Annotated in this window: 10 protein-coding genes; 5 read left to right on the top strand and 5 right to left on the bottom strand. The window is 71.2% G+C overall.

The window, feature by feature from the left end; translation table 11 throughout:
- Positions 1-58: 58 nt before the first annotated feature.
- From ACIPWY_RS05515 to ACIPWY_RS05495, 5 genes are all read right to left on the bottom strand, one after another.
- The gene (locus ACIPWY_RS05515) at positions 59-1,081 is read right to left on the bottom strand and encodes a LacI family DNA-binding transcriptional regulator (protein WP_393698597.1); all 1,023 of its coding nucleotides are present in this window, start codon (positions 1,079-1,081) and stop codon (positions 59-61) included.
- A 100-nt stretch (positions 1,082-1,181) separates the two neighbouring features.
- Positions 1,182-2,264, bottom strand: coding sequence for a rhamnose ABC transporter substrate-binding protein (gene rhaS / locus ACIPWY_RS05510; protein ID WP_393698595.1), 1,083 nt, complete (start codon positions 2,262-2,264; stop codon positions 1,182-1,184).
- Positions 2,265-2,293: 29 nt separating this feature from the next.
- A complete protein-coding gene (locus ACIPWY_RS05505) occupies positions 2,294-3,283 on the bottom strand; it encodes an ABC transporter permease (RefSeq protein WP_393698593.1) in 990 nt (329 codons plus the stop codon).
- Positions 3,276-4,334 (bottom strand): ABC transporter permease, encoded by a 1,059-nt coding sequence (locus ACIPWY_RS05500; protein ID WP_401532308.1) that lies wholly within the window; start codon positions 4,332-4,334, stop codon positions 3,276-3,278. The genes ACIPWY_RS05505 and ACIPWY_RS05500 overlap by 8 nt, the downstream gene beginning before the upstream one ends.
- 40 nt (positions 4,335-4,374) lie before the next feature.
- Entirely contained in the window at positions 4,375-5,871 is a 1,497-nt protein-coding gene (locus ACIPWY_RS05495) for a sugar ABC transporter ATP-binding protein (protein ID WP_362900673.1), read from the bottom strand.
- A gap of 225 nt (positions 5,872-6,096) precedes the next feature.
- On the opposite strand from ACIPWY_RS05495, the gene ACIPWY_RS05490 reads away from it, so the two are divergent.
- The 5 genes from ACIPWY_RS05490 to ACIPWY_RS05470 all read left to right on the top strand — a co-directional run bounded on the left by ACIPWY_RS05490 (position 6,097) and on the right by ACIPWY_RS05470 (position 16,901).
- Positions 6,097-9,312, top strand: a complete 3,216-nt coding sequence (locus ACIPWY_RS05490; RefSeq protein WP_401532306.1) for an alpha-L-rhamnosidase — start codon at positions 6,097-6,099, stop codon at positions 9,310-9,312.
- 84 nt (positions 9,313-9,396) lie between these two features.
- Positions 9,397-12,027: an alpha-L-rhamnosidase C-terminal domain-containing protein gene (locus ACIPWY_RS05485; protein WP_401532304.1), complete on the top strand. Its 2,631-nt coding sequence runs from the start codon at positions 9,397-9,399 to the stop codon at positions 12,025-12,027.
- 139 nt (positions 12,028-12,166) lie between these two features.
- Positions 12,167-13,366, top strand: coding sequence for an L-rhamnose isomerase (gene rhaI / locus ACIPWY_RS05480; RefSeq protein WP_401532302.1), 1,200 nt, complete (start codon positions 12,167-12,169; stop codon positions 13,364-13,366).
- Between the two features lie 5 nt (positions 13,367-13,371).
- On the top strand, positions 13,372-15,414 hold the full coding sequence (locus ACIPWY_RS05475) for a bifunctional aldolase/short-chain dehydrogenase (RefSeq protein ID WP_401532419.1): 2,043 nt from the start codon (positions 13,372-13,374) through the stop codon (positions 15,412-15,414).
- 80 nt (positions 15,415-15,494) lie between these two features.
- Positions 15,495-16,901 (top strand): rhamnulokinase family protein, encoded by a 1,407-nt coding sequence (locus tag ACIPWY_RS05470; RefSeq protein WP_401532418.1) that lies wholly within the window; start codon positions 15,495-15,497, stop codon positions 16,899-16,901.
- The last annotated feature ends 70 nt before the right edge of the window (positions 16,902-16,971 follow it).

The following is a 16,971-nucleotide window of genomic DNA, read 5'->3' as shown; positions in this document are numbered from 1 at the left end:
GAGGCTCCTGGGCGGCGTTCGGAATGCGGTGCGTGCTGTCCGCCCAGTTGAGCACATGTCAGCGCGAGCCCAGACTCGACCCCCGTACGACCAGCTCGGGCTGGAGGACGACCCTGCGGTGGTGGTGGGGTTCGCCGCTCGCGGGTTCCGTCTCCTCCAGGAGGAGTTCGGCGGCCATCGCTCCCATGGTGACGGCGGGCTGGCGTACGGAGGTCAGGGGCACCGTGGCGGCCGACGCGAACTCGATGTCGTCGTAGCCGACGATCGCTATGTCCTCGGGGACCCGTACACCGGCCGCGTACATCGCCTGGAGGACGCCGAGTGCGAGCAGGTCGTTGGCACAGAACGCGGCGGTGGGGCGGTCGGCGAGGCCGAGCAGGCGGGCCCCGGCGTCGCGTCCCGCAGCGACGTCGAGCCGCTCGGTGGGCAGTTCGCGCAGCGCTCCGGCCGGGAGGCCCGCCTCGGCGAGGGCCTGGAGGGCGCCGGTGCGGCGGTCCTTGACCTGGTTGAGCGCGGGCGGTCCGCTGACGTAGGCGATGCTGCGGTGTCCGGCGTCCACGAGGTGGCGCACGGCGAGGGCGCCGCCGGTGACGTCGTCCACGGACACGGAGCACTCCGAGGTGCCCTCGGCGACACGGTCGACGAGCACGAACGGGATGCCGTGCCTCCGGAAGCTCTCGATGTTGCGGCCGCTCGCCTCGGCCGGCGTGAGGAGCACGCCCCGCACGCGCTGCTCGGCGAAGAGGGAGAGGTACTCGGCCTCCTCGGAGGGGTTCTGCGCGCTGTTGCACACCATCACGCCGAGCCCCGCGTCGCGCGCGGCACGCTCGGCGCCGCGCGCGACGTCCACGAAGAACGGGTTGCCCATGTCGAGGACGAGCAGCCCCATGATGCGGCTGCGGCCGGCGCGCAGTTGGCGCGCCGACTCGCTGCGTACGTAGCCGAGCCGGTCGATGGCGGACAGCACCCGGACCCTGGTGTCGGAGGCGACGGAGTCCGGGCGGTTGATGACGTTCGAAACCGTGCCGACGGAGACTCCGGCGGCGCGGGCGACGTCCTTGATACCCACCGACTGGGCCATCGGGCGGGGACCTCCATGGGGCGATGAGCGACGGGAATGGTTCAGATTACCCGTGAATGCGCTGGTGGCTGTGGAGACGGTGGACTCGCAGGTCCGGGACTCAGAAGTGGTAGTCGTCGATGTTCTTCCGGTCGAAGACGGTGGGCTTGCCGAGGTCGATCACGCCGTCCTTGCCGATGGTGAAGGTGCCCATGCCGCCGGCCTCGAAGGTCTCGCCCTCCTTGCCGGTGATCTGCCCGGAGGACAGCGCGACGGCGGTGCGGGCGGCGAGCTCGCCGAGCTTGGCCGGGTCCCACAGCTCGAAGCCCTCGACCGTGCCGTTCTTGACGTACTTGCGCATGTCGTTGGGGGTGCCGAGGCCGGTCAGCTTGACCTTGCCCTTGTACTTGGAGCCGGACAGGTACTGGGCGGCGGCCTTGATGCCGACGGTGGTCGGGGAGATGATCCCTGCGAGCTCGGGGTGTTCCTGGAGGAGGCCCTGGGTCTGCTGGAAGGACTGCTGGGCGTCGTCGTTGCCGTACGCGACCTTCACCAGCTTCATATCCTTGTACTTGGGCTTCTTCAGCTCGTCCTTCATGAAGTCGATCCAGGTGTTCTGGTTCGTCGCGGTCTGTGCGGCGGACAGGATCGCGATCTCGCCCTTGTAGCCGGTCTGTTCGCCCAGGAGCTGGACCTGGGTGCGGCCGAGGGCCTCGGCACTGGCCTGCGAGACGAAGGCGTTGCGGCACTCGGGCTTGGTGTCCGAGTCGTAGGTGACGACCTTGATGCCGTTCTTCATGGCCTGCTTGAGGGCGGTGCACAGGGCGCCGGGGTCCTGCGCCGAGACGGCCATGGCGTCGACCTGCTGCTGGGTGAGCGTGTTGACGTAACTGACCTGCCCGCTGGTGTCGGTGGCGCTGTTGGGGCCGGTCTCCTTGTACGTCGAGCCGAGCTCGGTGACGGCCTTCTCGCCGCCCTTGTCGGCGGTCGTGAAGTACGGGTTGTTGACCTGCTTGGGCAGGAAGGCGACCTTCAGGCCCTTCTTGGTGGCGGCCCCCGGATCGGCCTTGGCATGGGAGGACGTGCCGGCGTCGTCGTCCTTCGCCGAGTCCTTGGTGGTGCCGCCGCACGCGGTGGCGGCGAGCGCGAGCGAGGTGACGGCGGCGAGCGCCAGGCAGGCGCGGCGGAGTGCGGGTGCGGACATCATGAGCCCCTTTCGGGCGGTACGTGAGGTCAGGGCGAGGGGGTGGCGGCCTGGCGGCCCGCTCGTGCGGTGGCGACCTGTCGGGCGACGCGGGGTCCGAGCACGGAGACGACGAGCAGGACGCCGGTGACGACGATCTGCGACTGGGCGGAGACGTTGAGCAGGCTCATCGCGTTCTGGAGGGCGCCGAGCAGGAACACTCCGGCGATCGCGCCGCCGAGTGTGCCCTTGCCGCCGTCGAAGTCGATGCCGCCGAGCAACACGGCGGCGACGACGGACAGTTCGAGCCCGGTGGCGTTGTCGTAGCGGGCGCTGGCGTAGTGCAGGGCCCAGAAGACGCCGGTCAGGGAGGCCATGAGGCCGGTGGCGACGAACAGCCACAGCTTGTGGCGCCGGACGCGGATCCCGGCGAAGCGCGCCGCCTCCTCGTTGGCGCCGATCGCGAAGAGGGATCGGCCGAACGGCGTCGCGTGCAGGATGACGACCGCGATCGCGAGCAGCGCCAGGAACGGCAGGAACGCGTACGGCAGGAAGGTGTCGCCGATGCGTCCCGCCGCGAAGTCCAGGTACTGCGACGGGAAGTCGGTGACCGCGTCCGAGCCGAGGATGATCTGGGCGATGCCGCGGTAGGCGGCCATGGTGCCGATGGTGACGGCGAGGGAGGGCAGCCCGAGGCGGGTCACCAGAAGGCCGTTGACGAGTCCGCAGACGACGCCGAGGACGAGGCACAGCGGGATGATCGTCTCGATGGCCATGCCCGCGTTCCACAGGGAGCCCATCACGGCCCCGGACAGGCCGGCCGTCGAGGCGACGGAGAGGTCGATCTCGCCGGCGACCACCAGGAGGGTCATCGGGAGCGCGATCAGCGCGATGGGCAGGGTGTTGCCGAGCAGGAACGACAGGTTGAGCGCGTTGCCGAAGCCGTCGACGAACGAGAACGACGCCAGGAGGAGCACCACCAGGAGGGCGCCCACCACGGTGTCCCACCGGACGGCACGGGCGAGGGGGAGATCAGCCATGGCTGCCGCTCCTTCTGTTGGCTGCGGCCCTCTTCTTCAGTGCCTGGGCGACGCGCAGGGCGACGACCCGGTCGACGGCGATGGCGAGGACCAGCAGGACGCCGTTGATCGCGAGCACCCACACCGAGCTGACGCCGAGAGCGGGCAGCACGCTGTTGATGGAGGTCAGCAGGAGCGCGCCGAGGGCCGCGCCGTAGACGCTGCCGGAGCCGCCGGTGAAGGCGACGCCGCCGACCACGACGGCGCTGACGACGGTGAGTTCGTAGCCGTTGCCGGTGGCGGAGTCGACGTTGCCGAAGCGGGCCAGGTACAGGGCGCCCGCGAGCCCGGCGAGCGCCCCGCACGCGGTGTACGCGGCGAGGATCCGGCGGCGCACGGGGATGCCGGCGAGGCGGGCGGCCTCCGGGTTGGAGCCGAGTGCGTACAGCTCGCGCCCGCCGCCGAAGTGCCGCAGGTAGTACGCGACCGCGATGAGGACGGCGAGGGCGATCAGCGCGAGATACGGCACGGCGGAGATGCCGCCGGAGCCGAAGTCGACGTATCCGCCCGGCAGATCGGACGCGGTGATCTGCCGCGAGCCGACCCAGATGGAGTCGATGCCGCGGATGACGTAGAGCGTGCCGAGGGTGACGACGAGGGCCGGTACCTGGCCGAGGCTGACGAGGGCGCCGTTGAGGAGCCCGCAGCCGACGCCGAGGGCGACGGCCAGCACGATCGCGACGATGGAGTTGCCGCCGCCGTGGAGGTAGTCACCGGCGGCGAAGGCGCTGATGCCGAGGGTCGAGCCGACGGACAGGTCGACGTTCCGCGTGATGACGACCAGCGCCTGACCGGTGGCGACGAGGACGAGGATGGTGGCGTTGAGAAGCAGGTCCTTGATGCCCTGCTCCGAGAGGAACTCGCTGTTGCCGGCCTGGGTGATGCCGATCATCACCAGGAAGACGAGCAGGATGGCGAGTTCACGCATCTTGAAGACCCGGTCGACGAGCCGGGTGCCGCCGGCCTTGTCGGGATCGACGGCGGGCGCGGGGGGCTGTGCGGTGACGGTCATGGGGTCCTCCTTCCGGGGTGCGTTTCGTTCGGGCCGCGCATCAAGCAGCCCTCCCTGTCGCCGCCGCCATCACGGACTCCTCCGTCGCCTCGTTGCGCGGGATCTCCGCCGTGAGGCGCCCCTCGTGCATGACGAGGACGCGGTCGGCCATGCCGAGGATCTCCGGAAGGTCGGACGAGATCATCAGGACCGCGACGCCGTCCGCGGCGAGTCCGGAAAGCAGCCGGTGCACCTCGGCCTTGGTGCCGACGTCGATGCCGCGGGTCGGCTCGTCGACGATCAGCACGCGGGGGCCGGTGGCGAGCCACTTGGCGAGGACGACCTTCTGCTGGTTGCCGCCGGACAGCGTGCCGACCGCGTCGGCGATCCGCGCGTACTTGACCTGGAGCTTCATGGCCCAGTCCAGTGAGCGGCTGCGCTCGGCCCCACGGTCCATGAGTCCGGCCCGCGCGGTCGTGCGCAACCCCGTGAGCCCTATATTGCGTTCGATCGACATGCCCATCACGAGGCCCTGGGCGCGCCGGTCCTCGGGTACGAGGGCGAGTCCGGCGGCCATGGCGGTGCTGGGGGCGCCGTTGACCAGCGCACGGCCGTCGATCTCGACGGTGCCCGCGTCCCGGCGGTCGATGCCGAAGACCGCCCGCGCGACCTCGCTGCGACCGGCCCCGACGAGCCCCGCGAGGCCGACGATCTCGCCGCGCCGCACGTCGAACGACACGTCGGTGAAGACCCCTTCGCGGGTCAGGCGGCGCACGCTCAGGGCGACCGCGCCGATGTCGGTGGCCTGCTTGGGGTAGAGCTCGTCGAGGTCACGGCCGACCATCCGGCGTACGAGGTCGTCCTCGGTGAGGCCCTCGACGGGTTCGCTCGCGATCAGGGTGCCGTCGCGCAGCGTCGTGACGCGCTGACACAGCCCGAAGATCTCCTCCAGGCGGTGCGAGATGAAGAGGATGGCGGAGCCTTGTTCGCGCAGGGTGCGCACCACGGCGAAGAGGCGGGCCACTTCGCTGCCGGTGAGCGCGGCGGTCGGCTCGTCCATGATCAGGACCCGGGCGTCGAAGGAGAGCGCCTTGGCGATCTCGACGATCTGCTGGTCGGCGATGGACAGGCCGCGCGCGGGCTGCTCGGGGGCGAGGTCGACGCCGAGGCGTGCGAAGAGCGCGGCGGCCGCGGCGTTGACCGCCTTGTGGTCGATCCGGCCGAGGGAGCGGCGGGGCTGGCGCCCCATGAAGATGTTCTCGGCGACGGACAGGTCCGGAAAGAGCGTGGGCTCCTGGTAGATGACCGCGATCCCGGCGTCGCGGGCGTCGGCGGGTCCGTGCAGGGTGACGGGTTCGCCGTCGATGAGCACGGTGCCGGCGTCGGGCCGGTGGACCCCGGCGAGCGTCTTGATGAGGGTGGACTTCCCCGCGCCGTTCTCTCCGGCGAGGGCGTGCGCCTCTCCGGCGTGGAGCTGCAGGGACACGCCGTGGAGGGCGCGCACGGCACCGAAGGACTTGTCGAGTCCCTCTACGGCCAGGACGGGGGGCTCTCTCATGGGATGGCACCGATCGGGTCTGAAGGGCTTGACTATGAAAGGTTTCAAACAGATTGCACGGAAGCTAGTCCCGCACCAACAGCGGCGTCAATGGTGAGACTTGGAAATCTCCCAGAGCAGGCTCTCAACCCTTCGCAGCGCTGCGGCAAACCCTTGACAGGCCACATTCGTCACTCTAGCTTCCCTCCCTGAAACGATTCATAGCCGAGTCGTATGGAGCCGAGTGTGATCAGCAGAAGACGACTGCTCAGCACGACCGCGACAGCCGCCCTGGGGACGGCCGTCGCCTCCGCCGCGCCGGGAGCCGCGCAGGCCGCGCCCGCCTCGGGAGCCGCCGCAGGAGCTCGGGCCGCGAAGGCCGTGCGCGTGAACGCACCCACCGTCGAGTACGTGAGGCACCCGCTCGGCCTCGACGTGCCGCATCCCAGGCTGAGTTGGCCTCTGGAGTCGGACGAGCCCGGCCGGGCGCAGAGCGCCTGTCAGATACGCGTGGCCACCGCCGCGAGCCGCCTCACCGACCCCGACGTGTGGGACAGCGGCAAGGTCGACTCCACCGAGTCCACCCTCGTCCCCTACGCGGGACCCGCCCTGACCGCGCGTACCCGCTACTACTGGTCCGTCCGGGTCTGGGACACCACCGGCCGGGCCTCCGAGTGGAGCGAGCCGTCCTGGTGGGAGACCGGTCTGACCGCCGCGTCGGACTGGTCGGCCCGGTGGATCGGCGCGCCCGCGGCGCTGATCGGGGCGCCCGCGCTCGACGACGCCTCCTGGATCTGGTTCCCCGAGGGTGACCCGGCCGCCGGCGCCCCGGCGGGAACCCGCTACTTCCGCGGCCGGGCCGACATCCCGGAAGGGCTGACCCGGGCCCGCCTGGTGATGACCGCCGACGACGGCTACACCGCGTACGTGAACGGCACCGAGGTGGCGCACGCCGACCCGGACGGCCCGGCGGAGAACTGGCGCCGCCCGGCAGTCGTCGACGTGACGGCCCAACTCCACGCCGGAACAGCCACGCTGGCAGTCGCCGCCGTCAACGCCACGGACAGCCCCGCCGGTCTCCTCGGTCTCCTGGAGCTGACGACGGCGGACGGGGTGAAGACCTTCGCCACTGGCGCCGACTGGAAGGCCGCCGACCAGGAGCCCGCCGGTGACTGGAGGTCGGCCGGGTTCGACGACACTTCGTGGAAGGCGGCGAAGGCGCTCGCGAAGTGGGGCTCGGGCCCTTGGGGCAAGGTCGCTCCGTCGCACTCCCCCGCCGCCCAGCTGCGTCACGAGTTCCGGCTCAAGGGCAGGTCCGTCGCCCGGGCGCGCCTGTACGCCTCGGCGCTCGGCCTGTACGAGGCCCACATCAACGGCGAGCGGGTCGGCGAGGACCGGCTCGCGCCGGGCTGGACGGACTACCGCAAGCGGGTCCAGTACCAGACCTACGACGTGACGAAGCTGGTGAAGTCCGGGGCCAACGCACTCGGGGCGACGGTCGCCGCGGGCTGGTACGCCGGGAACATCGCCTGGTTCGGACCGCATCAGTACGGCGAACGGCCCGCGTTCCTGGCCCAGTTGGAGGTCACGTACACCGACGGTTCGACCGAGCGGGTGCTGTCCGGCACGGACTGGCGCGCCTCGACCGGTCCCGTCACCGAGGCCGACCTGATGGCGGGCGAGGAGTACGACGCACGCCTGGAGACCGACGGCTGGACGCGGGCCGGGTTCGACGACTCCGGCTGGGTCGCGGCCACCGTCGTCGACAAGGTGAGCGCCGCCCTCGTGGCCGAGGCGGGCGGCCCCACCCGTCTCGAACGCGAGCTGCCCGCACGGAAGCTGACCGAGCCGAAGCCCGGCGTGTTCGTCTACGACCTCGGCCAGAACATGGTCGGCGCGGTCAGGCTCACCGTCGCCGGGAAGGCCGGCACCACCGTGCGGCTGCGGCACGCCGAGGTACTGAACCCGGACGGCACGATCTACACCGCCAACCTCCGGACGGCGAAGGCCACGGACACCTACACCCTCAAGGGCGGCGGCAAGGAGACGTACGAGCCGCGGTTCACCTTCCACGGTTTCCGTTACGTCGAGGTGACCGGCTACCCCGGCAAGCCGCCGCTGAACGCCGTCGTGGGGCGGGTCATCCACACGTCGGCGCCGTTCACCATGGACTTCTCGACGAACGTGCCGATGCTCAACCAACTGCACCAGAACATCACTTGGGGGCAGCGCGGCAACTTCGTCTCCATCCCCACCGACACCCCGGCGCGCGACGAGAGGCTCGGCTGGACCGGCGACATCAACGTCTTCGCGCCGACGGCCGCCTACAACATGGAGTCGGCCCGCTTCCTCACCAAGTGGCTCGGCGACCTGCGCGACGGCCAGACCGACGAGGGCGCCTTCACGAACGTGGCGCCCGACATGCCCGGAGTCGGCGACGGCGTCGCGGGCTGGGGCGACGCGGGCGTGACCGTCCCCTGGGCGCTGTACCAGGCGTACGGCGACACCCGCGTCCTCGAAGAGTCCTGGGCGTCGATGCTGAAGTGGCTCGACTACCTGGAGAAGCACAGCAGCGGTTTCCTGCGTCCGGCCGAGGGCTTCGGCGACTGGCTCAACCTCCAGGACGAGACGCCCAAGGACGTCATCGGGACGGCCTGCTTCGCCCACGCCGCCGACCTCGTGGCGCGGGCGGCGAAGGCGCTGGGCAAGGACCCGGCGCCGTACACCTCGCTGTTCGGCAGTGTGCGCGACGCGTTCCGCGCGGCGTACGTCTCGGACGGCGGCAAGGTGAAGGGCGACACGCAGACCGCGTACGTGCTCGCGCTGTCGATGGACCTGCTCCCGGAGGCCGACCGGGGTCCGGCCGCCGACCGGCTCGTGGCGCTCATCAAGGCGAAGGACTGGCACCTGTCGACGGGGTTCCTCGGCACTCCGCGCCTGCTGCCGGTCCTCACCGCGGCCGGTCACACCGATGTCGCCTACCGGCTGCTCGTCCAGCGGTCCTTCCCCAGCTGGGGCTACCAGATCGACAAGGGCGCGACGACGATGTGGGAGCGCTGGGACTCCATCAGGCCGGACGGCAGCTTCCAGGACGCCGGGATGAACTCGTTCAACCACTACGCGTACGGCTCGGTCGGCGAGTGGATGTACGCGAACATCGCCGGGATCGCGCCGGCCGAGCCGGGCTTCCGCAAGATCCTCGTGCGGCCGCGGCCCGGTGGCGGGATCACGCGAGCGGAGGGGCGCTACGACTCCGTCCAGGGGCCGATCAGCACGAAGTGGTCGGTGGATTCGGACGGGTTCAAGCTCACGATCGGCGTGCCGGCCAACACCACGGCCGAGGTGTGGATCCCCGCGTCCGAGGCGGCACAGGTCGACCACGGGGCGGCGAAGTTCCTCCGCATGGACGACGGCTGCGCCGTCTTCTCCGCGGCGTCCGGTACCCACCGCTTCTCCAACTGACGTATCGCGAGGCCCAGATGAGCCCACGCCTAAATCGATTCACTCCCGCCCGGTCCCGGAGCGGGCGGACGGAGGCACACAGACGTGACGGATGACGTGAAGTCAGCACAGGGGCCCGACCGGCGCGCCGTACTCGGAGCGGGTGTGGGCGGGGCGGTGCTGGCCGCGGCCGGGCTGCCCCTCCTGGGCTCGAGAACGGCCGCGGCAGCGACGCCGGTTCAGGGACCGGCAGCCGGACCGGTCGCCGATACGGCCTGGCACCGCTACGTCCAGGCGCCGTCCAGCCGTACGGTGCGACCGGTACGGATCGTCCGGTCCGCCGGTGACGTGACGCGCCCCGACGCCCTCCTCGAACCCGGCGGCCAGGTCACCGTCCTGCGCCGCCCCGAGCCTCCCGCGCCGCCGCGCTGGCCCGACGGAACCACCGCGGAAGGCTCCACCACGCACGCCGGCAACAACGGAGGGGACGGCCAACCGCGCACGTACGACGCGCAGCACGCCGTCGACGGCGACCTCGACACCTTCTGGAACGACGACACCGAGCGCGTCTTCCCCGACACCCTGACGGTGACGGCGCCCGATGCGCTCACGCTGTCGGGCCTGACCGTGGTGTCCGACACGGACGGCGTTCCCACCGACTTCAGCGTGGACGCCTGGGTCGACTCGGACTGGCGGAAGGTCGCCGCCGTCACCGGCAACAGCGCGGTGCAGCGCGCCGTCCGCTTCGACGGGCCGGTGTCCACGGCGCGGGTCCGGATCACGGTCGCCTCGGCCCAGGACCTCGGGCAGGGCGTGTTCACGCGGATCAACGAGGTCTGGCCCGAGGCCGTGGACCCGGTGGTGGCGCCGAGCGTCACCCTCGACTTCGGCAAGGTCGTCGTCGGCTACCCGAAGGTCGACTTCGCCTGGGCCTCCGACAACCACCCCGGGGTGCGCCTGGCCTTCTCCGAAACGCTCCAGTTCCTCACCGACCGCTCCGACTTCACCCGCAACGACCAGGCTGGCGGCGCCTCGAAGGGAACGGACCAGTACGCCGTCCCCAAGGGCGGCGCCAAGTGGACGGACAAGAAGGGCTACGCCTCGGGCGGCGACAAGGTGTACGCGGACGGCCTGCACGGCTTCCGCTATCTCAAGATCACGCTGGACGCGCTGCCGTCCGACGCGCCCGCCGCGCAGCCGTGGGGCACCGTGGCCGTGGACTCCGTGTCGCTCGACTTCACGGCGTATCTCGGCACACCGCAGTCGTACCGGGGCTGGTTCCTGTGCTCCGACGAGGAGTTGAACCGCTACTGGTACGGCGCCTCGTACACGAACGAGCTGGTCGTCGACACCTTCCGCGAGGACGACGTGGACCCGCGCGACGCCTTCACCTCGTCGCTCGACGGGAAGCTCGTCCTGCACGACGGCGCGAAGCGGGACCGCGATCCGTACGTCGGTGACGTGGCGGTGGCGGGGCGCACGCTCTATCTCACGCACGACGACGCGGCCGAGGCCGCGCGCAACGTGCTCGCGGATCTGGCCGAGCACCAGAGGGCCGACGGCTGGATCCCGCCGGCGTCCATCAACCACTACACGCTCCCGCTGTTCGACTACCCGCTGTGGTGGGTGACGTGCAGCTGGGACTACGTCCTGTACACGGGCGACACGGACTACGCCGAGCGCTACTACCCGCAGCTCGTCAAGGTTCTCGACACCTGGTACCCGAGCGTGACGGACGACGCGGGCCTGCTGAGCAAGGGCCTCAACGGCACGTCCGGGTACGGGGATTACGCGTTCCTCGGGCGCACGGGCCGCATCACGTACTACAACGCCAACTATGTGCAGGCGCTGAGGGACGCGGCCCGGATCGCGGATCACGTGGGCCGTGACGCGGACGCGGGGCGTTGGCGGGAGCGGGCGGACAAGGTCGCTCAGGCGGTCAACACGCATCTGTGGGACGAGGCGGCGGGCGCCTATCTGGACTCCGCGGCCGGCGCCGTCCGGCACGCGCAGGACGGCAACGCGATCGCCATCACGTCAGGTGTCGCGGACGCGGACCGGGCGGCCTCGGCGCTCGCCCACCTCGACGCGACGACGAAACGCCGGTACGGCAACGCCTTCATGGACAACGACACCCTCTTCGGCGGTGCCTCCCAGCGCGTGTACGCCTTCACCTCGTACCCGGAGTTCGTGGCGCGCTTCGAGAGCGGTCTGGCCGACTCGGCGATCGACCAGATCAAGCGCACCTACGGGTGGATGGAGAGCCACGACCCCGGGATCACGCACTGGGAGGGCATCGGCCCGAACGGGTCGCTGTACGAGGGCGCCTACACGAGCATGGCGCACGGGTGGTCCACCGGAGTCCTGCCGGCGCTCACGCATCAACTGCTCGGCGCGAAGCCGACGTCGCCGGGGTACGCCGACTGGGAGGTGCGTCCGTTCACCGGCTCGGTGCGCTGGGCGCGGGGTGAACTGCCCACACCACACGGCCCGTTGAGCGTGGAGTGGGGGCATGAGGGTGACACGTTCACGTTGACCGTGCAGGCGCCGCGGCGCACCCGGGGGGTCGTCTCGCTGCCCACGGACGGGCGGGGCGCGACCGTGCGCTCCGGTGGGCGGACGCTGTGGCGGGGCGGCAGATCCGCGGCGCCCGGGGTGCGCCTGGACTCCGGCCGTGTGACGGTCTCCGGTCTCGCGCCGGGAACCCACCGCTTCACCGTGACGCACGAGGGGTGAACTGCGCCCGCGGCCCGGGAGATCGGGCCGCGGGCGCAGTCACGGACCAGGCCGTGCGGGGCCGTTGACACACCCCGCACGGCCCTTTAGCGTCAGGCTTTGAATCGTTTCACAACGATCGTTCGTTCACAGGAGAGACATGACCGGGTCCACAGCACACGAGGCACGGACGGCGGCCGCCAAGGCCGTCCTGAAGCGCCAGTCGATCGAGACACCGTCCTGGGCTTACGGAAACTCGGGCACCCGCTTCAAGGTGTTCGCCCAGGCCGGCGTGCCCCGCACCCCGCGGGAGAAGCTCGACGACGCCGCGCAGGTCCACGCGTTCACGGGGGCCGCGCCGACCGTGGCGCTGCACATACCGTGGGACCGGGTCGAGGGCGGACCCGAGGGGTACGCGAAGCTCGCCGCGTACGCCGAGGAGCGCGGCGTGAAGCTGGGCGCGGTCAACTCCAACGTCTTCCAGGACGACGACTACAAGCTGGGCAGCGTCACCAACCCGGATCCCGCCGTGCGCCGCAAGGCCGTCGGCCACCTCCTGGAATGCGTCGACATCATGGACGCCACCGGCTCGCGCGACCTGAAGCTGTGGTTCTCCGACGGCACCAACTACCCGGGCCAGGACGACCTCCGGGACCGCCAGGACCGGCTCGAAGAGGCGCTGCGGACCGTGTACGACCGGCTCGGCGACGACCAGCGGATGGTGCTCGAGTACAAGCTCTTCGAGCCCGCCTTCTACGCCACCGACGTGCCGGACTGGGGCACCTCGTACGCCCACTGCCTCAAGCTCGGCGAGAAGGCTCAGGTATGTGTGGACACCGGGCATCACGCGCCGGGCACCAACATCGAGTTCATCGTCGCGTTCCTGCTGCGGGAGGGCCGGCTCGGCGCCTTCGACTTCAACTCGCGCTTCTACGCGGACGACGACCTGATGGTCGGCGCGGCGGACCCCTTCCAGCTGTTCCGCATCCTGTACGAGGTGCGGCGCGGCGGCGGTCTGGAGGCGGACTCCGGGATCGCGTTCATGCTCGACCAGTGCCACAACATCGAGGCCAAGATCCCCGCGATCATCCGCTCGGTGATGAACGTCCAGGAGGCGACGGCCAAGGCGCTGCTCGTCGACGCCGAGGCGCTCGCGGCGGCGCAGCGGGAGGGCGATGTGCTGGCGGCCAACGGCGTGCTGATGGACGCGTACAACACGGACGTGCGTCCCCTACTGGAGGAGGTCAGGGAAGAGCTGGGGCTCGACCCGGATCCCATGGGGGCCTACCGGCGGTCAGGATGGCAGGAGCGGATCGTCAAGGACCGCGTCGGAGGCGTACAGGCCGGATGGGGGGCATGAGCGACATGACGGAGCAGCACGCGGTGGTGGCCGAACTCCTGGACCGTTCGCACCGGTTGGGCGCGGATCCGCGCAATACGAACTACGCGGGGGGCAACACATCGGCGAAGGGCACGTCGAGCGACCCGGTGACCGGTGGTGACGTCGAGCTGATGTGGGTCAAGGGCTCGGGCGGTGACCTGGGGACGCTCACGGCCGACGGGCTCGCGGTCCTGCGCCTGGACCGGCTGCGCGCGCTGGCGGGCATCTATCCGGGGGTGGAGCGCGAGGACGAGATGGTCGCCGCGTTCGACTACTGCCTGCACGGCAAGGGCGGCGCCGCGCCGTCCATCGACACCGCGATGCACGGCCTGGTGGACGCCGCGCACGTGGACCATCTGCACCCCGACTCCGGCATCGCGCTGGCCTGCGCGGCGGACGGCGAGAAGCTGACCGCCGAGTGCTTCGGCGACACGGTGGTGTGGGTGCCGTGGCGCAGGCCGGGATTCCAGCTCGGCCTGGACATCGCCGCGGTCAAGGAGGCCAACCCGCGGGCCATCGGCTGCGTGCTCGGCGGTCACGGCATCACGGCGTGGGGCGACTCGCCGGACGAGTGCGAGCGGCGCTCCCTGCACATCATCCGTACCGCGGAGGCGTTCCTCGCCGAGCGGGGAAGGTCCGAGCCGTTCGGCCCGCTGCTCGCGGGGTACACCGCCGCGGGACCGGCGGCGCGCAGGGAGCGAGCCGCCGCGCTCGCCCCGTTCATCAGGGCACTCGCCTCGCAGGACCGCCCCCAGGTGGGCCACTTCGACGACTCCGACGTCGTCCTCGACTTCCTGTCGCGCACCGAGCACCCGCGTCTCGCGGCCCTCGGCACGTCCTGCCCCGACCACTTCCTCCGCACGAAGGTCAGGCCCCTGGTCCTCGACCTGCCGCCGACCGCTCCGCTGGACGAGGCGGTCGCGCGCCTGAAGGAGCTGCACGCCGAGTACCGCGAGGAGTACGCGGCCTACTACGCGCGGCACGCGGGCCCGGACTCGCCGGCGATGCGGGGCGCCGATCCGGCGATCGTGCTCGTCCCCGGAGTCGGCATGTTCAGCTTCGGCAAGGACAAGCAGACGGCGCGCGTCGCGGGCGAGTTCTACGTCAACGCGATCAACGTGATGCGCGGTGCCGAGGCCGTGTCGGCCTACGCGCCGATCGAGGAGTCGGAGAAGTTCCGCATCGAGTACTGGTCCCTGGAGGAGGCCAAGCTCCGGCGGATGCCGAAGCCCAGGCCGCTCGCCACGCGGGTCGCGCTCGTGACGGGCGCGGGCAGCGGGATCGGAAAGGCGATCGCGCGCAGGCTCGTGGCGGAGGGCGCGTGCGTGGTGGTCGCGGATCTGAACGGGGAGAACGCGGCTGCGGTGGCCGAGGAGTTGGGCGGTCCCGACAAGGCGGTGGCCGTCACCGTGGACGTGACGTCGGAGGAGCAGATCGCCGACGCGTTCGTGGCGGCGGTCCTGGCGTTCGGCGGGGTCGACCTGGTGGTGAACAACGCGGGCATCTCCATCTCCAAGCCGCTCCTGGAGACCACGGCCCGGGACTGGGACCTCCAGCACGACATCATGGCGCGCGGCTCCTTCCTCGTCTCGCGCGAGGCCGCCCGGGTCATGCGGGCGCAGGGGCTCGGCGGAGACATCGTGTACATCACCTCGAAGAACGCGGTGTTCGCGGGCCCGAACAACGTGGCGTACTCCGCGACCAAGGCCGATCAGGCACACCAAGTGCGGCTCCTGGCCGCCGAGTTGGGCGAGTACGGCATCAGGGTCAACGGCGTGAATCCGGACGGCGTGGTGCGCGGCTCCGGGATCTTCGCGGGCGGCTGGGGCGCTCAGCGCGCGGCGACGTACGGGATCGAGGAGGACAAGCTCGGCGAGTTCTACGCGCAGCGGACCATCCTCAAGCGTGAGGTGCTGCCGGAGCATGTCGCGAACGCGGTGTTCGCCCTGACGGGCGGGGACCTCACGCACACGACGGGGCTGCACATACCCGTGGACGCCGGCGTCGCCGCGGCCTTCCTGCGGTGAGCGGGGTGGCGAGCGGTACGGCGGGGGCGCGCGAGGGAGCGTTCGCCGCGGTCGATCTGGGGGCCTCCAGCGGGCGCGTCATGATCGGCCGGGTCGGCCCCGGCAGCCTCGGCCTGGTGGAGGCCCACCGTTTCCCCAACCGGCCGGTGCGGCTTCCGGAGGGGCTGCGCTGGGACGTGCTCGGCCTGTACGCGGGTGTGCTCGACGGGCTGCGGGCCGCCGGTGCCACAGCGGGCGGGCGGATCGCGTCGGTCGGCATCGACAGCTGGGCCGTGGACTACGGCCTCCTCGACGCGGACGGGACACTGCTGGGTCACCCCGTGCACTACCGCGACGGGCGCACCGAGGGCGTGGCGGAGAAGGTGTGGGCGAGCGTGCCGGCGGCGGATCTGTACGCGGCGACGGGACTGCAGTATGCGCCGTTCAACACGCTCTACCAGCTCGTGGCGGCACAGGGCAGTGCTCAACTGGCAGCCGCCCGCAGTCTGTTGCTGATTCCTGATCTGATCTCGTACTGGCTGACCGGTGAGCAGGGCACGGAGGTGACCAATGCCTCGACCACTCAGTTGATCGACCCGCGCGCCGGTGACTGGGCGTCCTCGGTCGCCGAGCGCGTCGGGGTCGATCTCGGGCTGTTCGCGCCGCTGCGGCGGCCCGGGGACCCGGCGGGGCGGCTGTTGCCGGAGGTGCTGGAGGAGACGGGGCTGGCGGGTCCCGTTCCCGTGACGGCCGTCGGCTCGCACGACACGGCGTCCGCGGTGGCCGCCGTCCCGGCCGCGTCCGGCGAGCGGTTCGCCTACATCTGCACCGGCACCTGGTCGCTGGCCGGACTCGAACTCGACGCCCCTGTCCTGAGCGAGGCGAGCCGCGCCGCGAACTTCACGAACGAGCTGGGCCTGGACGGCACGGTCCGCTATCTGCGCAACATCATGGGCCTGTGGCTGCTTCAGGAGTGCCTGCGCGCCTGGGGTGATCCCGAACTGGGGCCGCTGCTGAGGGAGGCGGGGGACGTCGCGCCGCTGCGGTCGGTGGTGGACGCGGGCGACGCCGCGTTCCTCGCCCCGGGCCGGATGCCCGAGCGCGTCGCCGAGGCCTGCCGGGCCACGGGCGAGCTTGTGCCGCGCAGCCGGGCCGAGACGACCCGGTGCATCCTCGATTCCCTGGCGCTCGCGCACCGGCGGGCGGTCGCCGACGCGGCGCGCCTCGCCGATCACCCGGTTGACACCGTGCACATCGTGGGCGGCGGCGCCCGCAACGCACTGCTGTGCCAGCTGACGGCCGACGCCTGCGGCCTCCCCGTCGTGGCGGGCCCCGCCGAGGCGGCGGCCCTGGGCAACGTACTCGTGCAGGCGCGCGCCCACGGCCTCGTCGGCGACCGGGCCGCGATACGTGAACTCGTCGCCGGCACCCAGCCCCTGACCCGGTACGAACCGCGCGGGAACCACACGGCGTGGCGGGCCGCCGAGCGGCGCCTCGCCGAACAGTGACGCCAGGTGTCTCCCCTCGGGGCCGCCTGCCGCGTACCCTGCACCCATCCGATGATCGATACGAAGGGGC

Source organism: Streptomyces sp. NPDC090032, from assembly GCF_044748025.1.
GTDB lineage: Bacteria > Actinomycetota > Actinomycetes > Streptomycetales > Streptomycetaceae > Streptomyces.
The sequence above is the reverse complement of the archived record's forward strand: the minus strand, read 5'-3'. Positions and strand labels throughout refer to the sequence as shown.

Coding starts and splice junctions, on each gene's coding strand:
- ACIPWY_RS05515 (WP_393698597.1), bottom strand. CDS start 1,081: ATGGCCCAGTCGGTGGGTATCAAGGACGTCGCCCGCGCCGCCGGAGTC.
- rhaS (WP_393698595.1), bottom strand. CDS start 2,264: ATGTCCGCACCCGCACTCCGCCGCGCCTGCCTGGCGCTCGCCGCCGTC.
- ACIPWY_RS05505 (WP_393698593.1), bottom strand. CDS start 3,283: ATGGCTGATCTCCCCCTCGCCCGTGCCGTCCGGTGGGACACCGTGGTG.
- ACIPWY_RS05500 (WP_401532308.1), bottom strand. CDS start 4,334: ATGACCGTCACCGCACAGCCCCCCGCGCCCGCCGTCGATCCCGACAAG.
- ACIPWY_RS05495 (WP_362900673.1), bottom strand. CDS start 5,871: ATGAGAGAGCCCCCCGTCCTGGCCGTAGAGGGACTCGACAAGTCCTTC.
- rhaI (WP_401532302.1), top strand. CDS start 12,167: ATGACCGGGTCCACAGCACACGAGGCACGGACGGCGGCCGCCAAGGCC.
- ACIPWY_RS05475 (WP_401532419.1), top strand. CDS start 13,372: ATGACGGAGCAGCACGCGGTGGTGGCCGAACTCCTGGACCGTTCGCAC.
- ACIPWY_RS05470 (WP_401532418.1), top strand. CDS start 15,495: ATGATCGGCCGGGTCGGCCCCGGCAGCCTCGGCCTGGTGGAGGCCCAC.